At 71.9% G+C, this 9,407-nt stretch carries 8 protein-coding genes; 4 read left to right on the plus strand and 4 right to left on the minus strand.

Annotation, left to right across the window (positions count from 1 at the left end; genetic code table 11):
- Positions 1–7: 7 nt before the first annotated feature.
- Positions 8–991 (minus strand): MerR family transcriptional regulator, encoded by a 984-nt coding sequence (locus AC07DO_RS10830; protein ID WP_479058519.1) that lies wholly within the window; start codon positions 989–991, stop codon positions 8–10.
- A 141-nt stretch (positions 992–1,132) separates the two neighbouring features.
- Here AC07DO_RS10830 and AC07DO_RS10835 point away from each other — a divergent pair, with 141 nt between their 5' ends.
- Positions 1,133–1,765 carry a sigma-70 family RNA polymerase sigma factor gene (locus tag AC07DO_RS10835; RefSeq protein ID WP_479058520.1) on the plus strand — a complete coding sequence of 211 codons (633 nt, stop codon included), beginning with the start codon at positions 1,133–1,135 and terminating at the stop codon, positions 1,763–1,765.
- A gap of 21 nt (positions 1,766–1,786) precedes the next feature.
- On the opposite strand, the gene AC07DO_RS10840 is transcribed toward AC07DO_RS10835, so the two are convergent.
- On the minus strand, positions 1,787–3,295 hold the full coding sequence (locus AC07DO_RS10840; protein WP_479058521.1) for an FUSC family protein: 1,509 nt from the start codon (positions 3,293–3,295) through the stop codon (positions 1,787–1,789).
- A 340-nt stretch (positions 3,296–3,635) separates the two neighbouring features.
- Between AC07DO_RS10840 and AC07DO_RS10845 the strand changes: the two genes are divergently transcribed.
- Positions 3,636–4,052 (plus strand): hypothetical protein, encoded by a 417-nt coding sequence (locus tag AC07DO_RS10845; protein ID WP_479058599.1) that lies wholly within the window; start codon positions 3,636–3,638, stop codon positions 4,050–4,052.
- Here the strand turns inward: AC07DO_RS10845 and glgX are convergent.
- Both glgX and AC07DO_RS10855 read right to left on the minus strand, forming a co-directional pair.
- The gene (gene glgX, locus AC07DO_RS10850) at positions 4,033–6,168 is read right to left on the minus strand and encodes a glycogen debranching protein GlgX (RefSeq protein WP_479058523.1); all 2,136 of its coding nucleotides are present in this window, start codon (positions 6,166–6,168) and stop codon (positions 4,033–4,035) included. The genes AC07DO_RS10845 and glgX overlap by 20 nt on opposite strands.
- A gap of 144 nt (positions 6,169–6,312) precedes the next feature.
- Positions 6,313–6,828, minus strand: a complete 516-nt coding sequence (locus AC07DO_RS10855) for a pep a2 (protein ID WP_479058524.1) — start codon at positions 6,826–6,828, stop codon at positions 6,313–6,315.
- A 276-nt stretch (positions 6,829–7,104) separates the two neighbouring features.
- Here AC07DO_RS10855 and AC07DO_RS10860 point away from each other — a divergent pair, with 276 nt between their 5' ends.
- Both AC07DO_RS10860 and AC07DO_RS10865 read left to right on the plus strand, forming a co-directional pair.
- Positions 7,105–7,389 (plus strand): DUF5133 domain-containing protein, encoded by a 285-nt coding sequence (locus AC07DO_RS10860; RefSeq protein WP_479058601.1) that lies wholly within the window; start codon positions 7,105–7,107, stop codon positions 7,387–7,389.
- A 56-nt stretch (positions 7,390–7,445) separates the two neighbouring features.
- Positions 7,446–9,407, plus strand: a 1,962-nt coding sequence (locus AC07DO_RS10865) for an alpha-1,4-glucan--maltose-1-phosphate maltosyltransferase (protein ID WP_479058525.1), incomplete at its 3' end; no start/stop codon positions are given.

Below are 9,407 nucleotides of genomic sequence, written 5' to 3' on the forward strand. Positions count from 1 at the left end.
GGCTCTCCTACCCGGGGTGGGGCGGGCTCAGCAGGGTGACGGCGTCCCGGAGGCTGTGGCAGCGGGCGGGCCCGGTGCGCGCGGACCGTCCCCAGCCCGGCCCGGACGGCAGGACGAGGGCGCGTCGGCGGGCGCCCGCGGGCCCCCACTCCATCGCCGCCACGCGGCGGGCGACGGCCTCGCCCGCGGTGGAGCGGGCCTGCGACCACAGCACCACAGCCGAGGGACCGGTGCGCCGCACGGCGGCGACGAGTGCCTCCAGAGGTACGGCGGCGCCCAGCATCCGGGTGGGGACGCCGTGCTCGCCGAGGGCCGCGTTGAGCGCTTCCAGGGGCAGGCTGTGCTGTTCGTCCGGCATGCAGGCGAGCAGGACCGGGGAGGTGTCGAGCGGCGGTGCGGCGCGCGGGCGGAGCAGCGGGGCGCTGCGCAGGGTGGTCGAGATGTGCCAGGACAGGAGGTGCTCGACCTCCACGTAACGGTCGTCGGACAGCTCCCACTTGCGTCCCACCGCCCGCAGCGTGGGCACCATGACCTCTTCCCACACGGGTACGACGCCGTGCTCGCCGACCAGCGAGTCGAGCCTGCTCTGCATCTCCCGCGCGTCCAGGCGGACCGCGGCGCGGGCCAGGCCCCGGCACTCCTGGCGCACGTCGCCGAGGGGCAGGACGGTGCCGGCGTCGCGGCGCCGCCGTCCGGTGGACGGCGCGCCGGTCTCGTCGGCCGGCCGGACCGCCCCGACGGACGTGCGGGACGTGCGGGACCCCTGCGACGCCAGGCGCGCCGCCTCGCCGGGCGGGATGCCGCCGGCCGTGAGGCTGCACATGTGTTCCAGCACGGCGACGTCCTCGGGCGTCCACCGTCGGTGGCGTCCTTGCGTGCGGGCCGCGGGACCCAGGCCGTAGCGGCGGTCCCAGCTGCGCAGTGTGGTCGGTGAGACGCCCAGGCGCCGGGCGACGGCTCCCGAGGTGAGCGCGGCCGCTGAATCGTTCATGCCCCCAAAAATACGACGCAGAATCGATGCACGTTGCTCGTCCGTCCGCCCGCGCGAAGGATCGGCGCCAGGCCGCCCGCCCGGCCCGGACCACCCCGGGACGGAAGAAGCGGCCGCCCGGCAGAAGGAGAGCAGCCGCACATGATCGCCAGTCGACCGGTCACCGAGAGCGTTCCCGCCCCCCTGCCGGGCCGCGCGGCGGTCCGGGACGAGGAGGACCTGGCCACCGGCTTCGTGGCGGGGGACGAGGCCTGCCTCGCCGTCGTCCACGAGCGGTTCTCGGCGCTGGTGCTCTGCGTCGCCCGGCGTTCGCTCGGGGACGCGCGGGAGGCCGAGGACGTGACGCAGCAGGTGTTCATCGCCGCCTGGCGCGGGCGGGCCGGGTACTCCCCCGGCCGCGGGGCCCTGGCCGGCTGGCTCATCGGCATCACCCGGCGCAAGGTCGCCGACGCCCTGTCCGCGCGGAGCCGCAGGGCCGCCCTGGTCGACGCGGCGGGCGCGGCGCTCTCCGTACGCCCCCAGGAGGCGCCCTCCCTGGACGGCGTGCTCGACCAGGTCCTCGTGGAGCACGAACTGGCCCGGCTGCCACCGCCGCAGCGCGAGGTCCTGCGCCTGGCGTTCTACGACGACCTCACGCAGCCCCAGATCGCCGTCGTCACCGGCTGGCCCCTGGGCACGGTGAAGAGCCACGCCCGCCGCGGCCTGCTGCGTCTGCGCCACGCCTTCGAACACGGCTCCGACACGGACACCGGCACCCCGCCCCGGCGGTTGTGATGCCGGTGGGTCGCTGCGCGATCAGGCGCCCAGCAGCGGCGCACGCCCCGCCCTCTGGAGCGGGTGGGCCAGGTCGGCCAACGCTCGTTCCAGGCTGTGCAGGTGGGCGAGGGCCGGTTCCACGACGGCGTGCGGCAGGTCCACGGCCTCGCTGACCTGCGCCGGTGCCCCGCTGGGCGCCGTCAGGGACTCGACCGCGGCCTCGACGCGGCGGCACGCGGCGGCCAGGCGGGCGTCGTGGGACGCCTCCGGATCCGCGGCGACGGCGGCGAGTCCCCGTATCTCGCGCGCACAGTTGTCGAGCAGCGCGACCACCTGGAGAGCGCGCCCCTTACGGGTCCTCAGGGGGCTGAACGGGTGCACGAGCGGCGCCAGGGACATGCGCACCCGTCCCAGGATCGCCTCCAGCTCGGCGATGCGGCGGGCGGGGTCGGCGGATTCCACGCCCCCGAGCCGGGCGGCTGCTTCCTTCGTGCAGTCGTGCACGCAGTGCAGCGCCTTCTCGATCCACGCCTCGGTCGTGGCGTGCGTCGTGATCGGCAGGACGAGCAGCACGGCGAGGACCGCGCCGAGGGCGCCGATGCCGGTCTCGGCGAGCCGCAGCCCGAGCAGCCCCGCGTCCAGCACGCCGAGCAGGCCGTACAGCGATCCGGCGAGCACCGTCACCGAGAGCATCATCCACGTGTACGACACCGCGGCCGTGTAGAAGATGCCGAAGACGCCGACCGCCACGAGCAGGGCGCTGGGAACGGGCGCGCCGTCCAGGGGCACGACGAGGACGAGGCCCGCGCCCATCCCGATCAGCGTGCCGAGCACGCGCCGGAAGCTCCGCACGACCGTCTCGCCGCGCGAGGTGGTGTTGACGAAGACCCACCAGGTGGCGCCGACGGCCCAGTACCAGCGCTCACCGGAGAGCAGCTGGCCCGCGGCGAGTGCGAAGGCGCCACCCGCGGCCGCCTGGACGGCCTGCCGGGTGGTCGCCCTGGCAAAACCCCTGGCGGCCGGTGGGGCGGGCGGCACCACGCCCGGCGGCAGCCCGCGCTCGTAGCACCAGGCGCCGAAACGCACGGTCGAGGACGCGGCGAGCGACAGGAGCACCGCGACGTAGAGCTGGGGAAGCTGGTGCGGCTCCGTGTGGAGGAACTGGCTGATGAAGAAGGTCATGAAGGCGAACACGCCGAGCGAGTGCCCGCGCGGCCCCCACCGCCGCGCGTACACGCCCAGGCCCATGACGGCCAGGAAGGCGCAGTCCCGTGCGAGCGGCGTGTCGTGGAGCGACGCCGCGAGCGCGAGCACGGGGAACCCGACGACGGGCAGCAGGGCCGTGGTGATCGCCTGCCCGCGCACCGTCGTGTCCGAGACGGTGAAAAGGGCCAGGAGCGCGGCGAGTCCTCCGGTGATCGCCGCGACGAGCGAGTGTCCGGCCAGACCGCACACGACGACCGCCAAGGAGATGCCGAGTACGGCCCGCGAAGCGAAGCGGAGCCGCATCCGTCCCGGATCCGGCGCCACGAACACCCTTTTCAGCAAAGCTTCCCCGCCCTTCCGTGCACATCTCGATCTGCTCGCATGAAAAAGGCGCCGCGGAGATCCGCAGCGCCATCGACAGGACCATCAGACCATCCGATCGCCATCTGGCTCAACTCAGCCTCGTACGACTGGGCCATTGGCTCACTCGTGCGCGCCCGTACCGACCGCGGTCGGCGCCAACGGCCCATGCGGTCGCGCGGTGACCCGGGACGGCGGCTGTTGCAGGACGGTGACACTGCGGGCACAACGCATGCGGGTGGCCGCCCGTCTCAATAGTCGTGAACAGCCCGAATGGGAGATAGCGCACCTCTCCTCCCATGTCCTCACGGAAGGCACCCTCATGATCGTCACCAAGCGGAACTCCCTGCGCATGGCTGCCGTCGGCATCATCGGCGCGGTCGCCCTCGGCACGGCCGGGACCGCCGCCATGGCCGCGACCCAGGCCGCGCACCCCGTCTCCGTCACACAGAAGGCCACCGCCGCACAGGCCGAGATCACCGCGAAGCCCTCGGTGAAGTCCGTCAAGGCGTGGCAGCTGTTCCGTGTCACCGGCACCACGACCGGCCTGAAGCCCGGCAGCAAGGTGACCCTTCAGCAGAAGCAGCGCGGCCACTGGGTCTCGCTGCCCGCTTCCGCCCCTGTCACTCGCGGCGGCAGCTACTCCCTGGGCGTCAAGCTCGGCCTGAAGGGCAAGAACGAGCTGCGCGTCGTCCAGGGTTCGACGGCCTCCGACGTGTTCACCGTGACCGTGCGCTGACCGACGTGGTGCGGGCGGGACGGGACAGCAGGAGCAGGCTGTGCGGCTCCAGGGTGACTTCGCCGTTCGCCTTGTGTTCCGTCTCGTCCGCCACCCCCGTGGGGTCCGTGGTGTCGATGCGCGTCGTCCAGCGCTCCCCGTACGCGGCGTCCGGCAGGTCGAAGACGACCGGTTCCCGGTAGCTGTTCAGCAGGAGCAGGAAGGAGTCGTCGACCACCGGCCTGCCGTGGGCGTCGGGTTCCGCGATGGCGTCGCCGTTGAGGAAGACACCGACGGCGTGCGCGTCGCCGCGCTGCCAGTCCTGGTCCGTCATCTCCAGGGCGTCGGGCCTCAGCCACACCAGGTCGGGGAGCGGCTGGCCCTGGTGCGTGGCCGTGTCGCCGCGGAAGAAGCGGCGCCGGCGCAGCACGGGGTGGGCGAGCCGCAGCGTGATGGCGCGGCGGGTGAAGGCGATGAGGTCGCGCTGCTCGTCGGTGAGGTCCCAGTCGATCCAGGAGAGCTCGCTGTCCTGGCAGTAGGCGTTGTTGTTGCCCTGCTGGGTGCGGCCGAGTTCGTCGCCGTGGGCGAGCATCGGGATGCCTTGCGAGAGCATGAGGGTGGCCAGGAAGTTGCGCTGCCTGCGCGCGCGGAGTTCGAGGATCCCCTCGTCCGTGGTGGGTCCTTCGACGCCGCTGTTCCAGGAGCGGTTGGCGTTCTCGCCGTCCTGGTTGTTCTCGCCGTTGGCCTCGTTGTGCTTGTCGTTGTACGAGACCAGGTCGCGCAGGGTGAATCCGTCGTGCGCGGTGACGAAGTTGACGCTGGCGCGCGGGCGGCGGCGGTCGTGCTGGTAGAGGTCGGACGATCCCGTCAGCCGGGAGGCGAACTCGGCGAGGGTGTGGTCGCCGCCGCGCCAGAAGTCCCGTACGGAGTCGCGGTACTTGCCGTTCCACTCCGACCACAGGGGCGGGAAGTTCCCGACCTGGTATCCCCCGTCGCCGACGTCCCAGGGCTCGGCGATCAGTTTGACGCGGCTGACGACGGGGTCCTGCTGGACCAGGTCGAAGAAGGCCGAAAGACGGTCGACGTCGTGGAACTGCCGGGCGAGCGTGGCCGCCAGGTCGAAGCGGAACCCGTCGACGTGCATCTCGGTGACCCAGTACCGCAGCGAGTCCATGACCAGCTGCAGGACGTTGGGGTGGCACATCAGCAGGCTGTTGCCGGTGCCGGTGGTGTCGAAGTAGTGCGCCGGGTCGTCCTCGGCCAGGCGGTAGTACGACGCGTTGTCGATGCCGCGGAAGGCGAGGGTGGGGCCGTTCTCGTTGCCCTCGGCGGTGTGGTTGTAGACCACGTCGAGGATCACTTCGAGTCCGGCCTGGTGCAGCGCCTTGACCATGGACTTGAACTCGGTGACCTGTTCGCCGCGCGAGCCGTGCGCCGCGTAGGCGTTGTGCGGGGCGAAGAAGCCGATGGAGGTGTAGCCCCAGTAGTTGGACAGGCCGCGGTCGCGCAGGAAGCCGTCCTGGACGTACTGGTGGACCGGCATCAGTTCGATCGCGGTCACGCCCAGCGACGTGAGGTGCTCGATGACCGGTTCCGTCGCGAGGCCCGCGTACGTGCCGCGCAGCGCCTCGGGCACTCCGGGGTGCGTCCGGGTCAGTCCGCGGACGTGCGCCTCGTACACCACCGTCTCGGCGTAGGGGCGTCGAGGCGGTCGGTCGCCCTCCCAGGAGAAGGCCGGATCGGTCACCACGGAGAGCGGGGTGTGTCCCGCGCTGTCGGCCCGCCCCGGTCCGTCGGCCGCACGCTCGAAGAGCGCGGCGTCGTTGTCCATCTGGCCCTCGATGGCCCGGGCGTACGGGTCGAGGAGCAGCTTGGCCGGGTTGCAGCGGTGGCCTTCGGCGGGGTTCCAGGGGCCGTGCACCCGGTAGCCGTAGCGCCGCCCGGGGCCGACGCCGGGCAGGTAGCAGTGCCAGACAAAGCCGTCGACCTCGGTGAGGGTGACGCTGCGGTGCGTGCCGTCGTCGTCGATGAGGATGAGGTCGACGCGCTCGGCGACCTCGCTGAACAGGGCGAAGTTGGTCCCTTCACCGTCATAGGTGGCGCCGAGGGGAAAGGGGGTGCCGGTCCAGGTGCGCACGCAACTGCCTCCGTACGGGGGGGATTCGGGGCCGCGCCGGTAAACGGTGCGATGTGGGGTCGGGCCGGAAACGGTGCGCCGGCCGCGGCCGCCCGCTCGGGGAAGCCGCGGCCGGTGTGCCGCGCCGCCGTGTGAGGCGGGCTTTCACACCACCGCGGGTTCCGCCTCCGCGGGTTCCGCCACCGCGGGGCCCGCGAGCGCGGCGAGGGGCACCTCGCGCGGCAGCTCCAGGGCCTCGCGCAGGCTGGGCGCGGGCGCCGCGGGGGCCAGCGGGGCGCGTTCGGGAGCGCGGACCCGCCGGGAGAACCAGATGATCTTGCCGTCGGTCGCCGGGAAGCTGCCCCAGCCGTCACTGAGCGCGGCGATCTGCGTCAGGCAGCCCTGCGGTCCGTAGTGCCGCTCGTGCAGTTCGCGGTTGGTGTCGGACACGGCGGTGATGAGGTGCTGACCGTTCCACCACATCTCCACGACGGTGTTCTTGTCGGCTCCGTGCTCCTCGATCTCGTGGAGCAGAACCCCGGTGCAATGGCAGACGGGTTCGCTGAGAACCCCCAGCCCCCAGTGCCGGAGATGCGCGGTCAGGATGCGCCCGACCTGGTCGATCCTCTCCGGGCTTACCTCGACCTCGAGGTGGTAGTAGCAGGGGATCGCGGATTTCATTGCTCTTGGCTCCTCTCGGCGAAGCTTGTCCGCTCCGCCTCGGCCTGGTCGGCCGAGCCCCGAACACGCAGCGTGAGCACTGATCGCTTCTGAGTCAGTCTCAGGGTGCGAGCGCTACTCCATTTGCGCAACACGAGGCACAGGCGAGCGCGGACGCACCGGCACCGGCCCCGCCGGCGCAAGCGCCGACCCCATTAGTTGAATGCCTAACAGGACGATGGGTGCTCATCCGTGCACGATGAGTCAGAAGGATCAACGAGCGAAAGGGTGACCAGCGTGAAGCTGCTGCCCGCCAAATCCGAGGTCGCACGGCACTTGCGTCAGTACCGGGCGTGGGAACGGCTGTTGCTGGCGCACCCCGCCGACCGATCCGTGCGCATGCACTTCGAGGACACCGCGTACACGCTGTGCGTCCTGATGGGCGAGTGCAAAGCACGGGAGGCCGCCGACGCGGCCGAGCAGTATCTGCGTCCACGAGAGGCACGACCGTCCAGCACAGCACGAGCACCACACACGGCAACCCGTCGGCCTCAGCTCTCCCCGAGCGCCCGGGCCCGATAGCGACACCCGGCTCCCGTGGGGGCCGCCTGCACGCACGCCCGGCGGAGGAGGGACCGATGACGTCAGCTTCGGAGGCGACCGCCGCCCGCACCGTGCCCGTGCCCGTGCTCGACGTCCGGCCCGCGGTCGACTGCGGCCGCCGCCCGGCGAAAGCCGTGCCCGGCGAGACGTTCCAGGTCACGGCGACCGTGTTCGCCGAGGGCCACGGAGCGGTCGGCGCCGATGTCGTGCTCCTCGGCCCGGGCGGACGCCGCGGGCCGTGGACCCCGATGCACGAAGTCGCCCCGGGCAGCGACCGCTGGGGCGCAGAGGTCACTCCGGACGTCGAGGGGCAGTGGACGTTCCACGTGGAGGCCTGGACGGATCCCGTGACGGAGTGGCGGCGCGCCGCCGGGATCAAGGTGCCCGCCGGCATCGACGCCGGGCTGATGCTCGAAGAGGGCGCGCTCCTGTACGAGCGTGCGGCGCGCGGTGCCCCGGCGGGCACGGCACGGCAGACGCTGCTGGCGGCGGCTGCCGCGCTCCAGGACGAGGACCGGTCGCCGAGGACACGTCTGGCGGCCGCGCTCGCTCCGGAGGTGGACGAGGTCCTCGCGCGGTACCCGCTGCGCGAGCGGGTCTCCCGTTCGCAGGCGATGCCCCTGCTCGTGGAGCGGGAGCGCGCGCTCTACGGGGCCTGGTACGAGTTCTTCCCCCGGTCGGAGGGTGCCGTCGTCGAGGAGGGGGCGCCACCCGTATCGGGGACGTTCCGCACCGCGGCGGAACGCCTGCCCGCCATCGCGGAGATGGGCTTCGACGTCGTCTATCTGCCGCCGATCCATCCGATCGGCACGACGTTCCGCAAGGGTCCGGACAACGCGCTCTCCGCAGGTCCCGACGACGTCGGTGTGCCGTGGGCGATCGGTTCGCCCGAGGGCGGTCACGACGCCGTCCATCCGGATCTGGGGACGCTCGACGACTTCGACGCGTTCGTGCGCCGCGCCGAGGGGCTGGGCCTCGAAGTGGCCCTGGACTTCGCGCTGCAGTGCTCCCCCGACCACCCGTGGGTGGAGAAGCACCCTGAGTGGTTCGCCCACCGGCCCGACGGTTCCATCGCGTACGCGGAGAATCCGCCGAAGAAGTACCAGGACATCTATCCGATCGCCTTCGACGAGGACCTGCCGGGTCTTGTCGCGGAGACGGTACGGCTGCTGCGGTTCTGGATGGGGCACGGCGTACGCGTCTTCCGCGTCGACAACCCGCACACCAAGCCGGTCGCGTTCTGGGACCGGGTGCTCGCCGAGATCAACGCGAGCGACCCGGACGTCGTCTTCCTCGCGGAGGCCTTCACCCGGCCCCCCGTCATGCGGGCGCTCGCCCAGGCCGGTTTCCAGCAGTCCTACACGTATTTCACGTGGCGGAACACCAAGCAGGAGCTCACCGAGTATCTGACCGAGCTCTCCGTGGAGACCGCCGCGTATCTGCGCCCGAACCTGTTCGTGAACACCCCGGACATCCTGCCCGGCTACCTCCAGGACGGTGGCCGCGCCGCCTTCGAGGTGCGGGCCGTGCTGGCCGCGACGCTCGCGCCGAGCTGGGGCATGTACGCCGGGTTCGAACTGTGCGAGAACACCCCTGCGCGTGCGGGCTGCGAGGACTACCTGCACTCGGAGAAGTACCAACTGCGCCCGCGGGACTGGGAGTACGCGGAACGGGCCGGGTACTCCCTGGCGCCGCTGATCACCACGCTGAACCGGTTCCGGCGCGAGCATCCCGCCCTGCGGCTGCTCAGGAACCTCCGCTTCCACGAGGCCGACAACGACGCGGTCATCGTCTACAGCAAGCGCTCCGGACACGACACGGTCCTGGTGGTCGTCAATCTCGACCCTCACCACAGCCAGGAGGCCACGGTCTCGTTGGACATGCCGCAACTCGGCCTCGACCGGCACGAGTCCGTGCCGGTGCGCGACGAGCTCACCGGCGAGACCTACCACTGGGGCAGGGCCAACTACGTGCGCCTGGATCCCGGCCGCGCGCCC

This window comes from Streptomyces sp. NPDC045678 (assembly GCF_056432085.1).

Coding starts and splice junctions, on each gene's coding strand:
- AC07DO_RS10835 (WP_479058520.1), top strand. CDS start 1,133: ATGATCGCCAGTCGACCGGTCACCGAGAGCGTTCCCGCCCCCCTGCCG.
- AC07DO_RS10830 (WP_479058519.1), bottom strand. CDS start 991: ATGAACGATTCAGCGGCCGCGCTCACCTCGGGAGCCGTCGCCCGGCGC.
- AC07DO_RS10845 (WP_479058599.1), top strand. CDS start 3,636: ATGATCGTCACCAAGCGGAACTCCCTGCGCATGGCTGCCGTCGGCATC.
- AC07DO_RS10855 (WP_479058524.1), bottom strand. CDS start 6,828: ATGAAATCCGCGATCCCCTGCTACTACCACCTCGAGGTCGAGGTAAGC.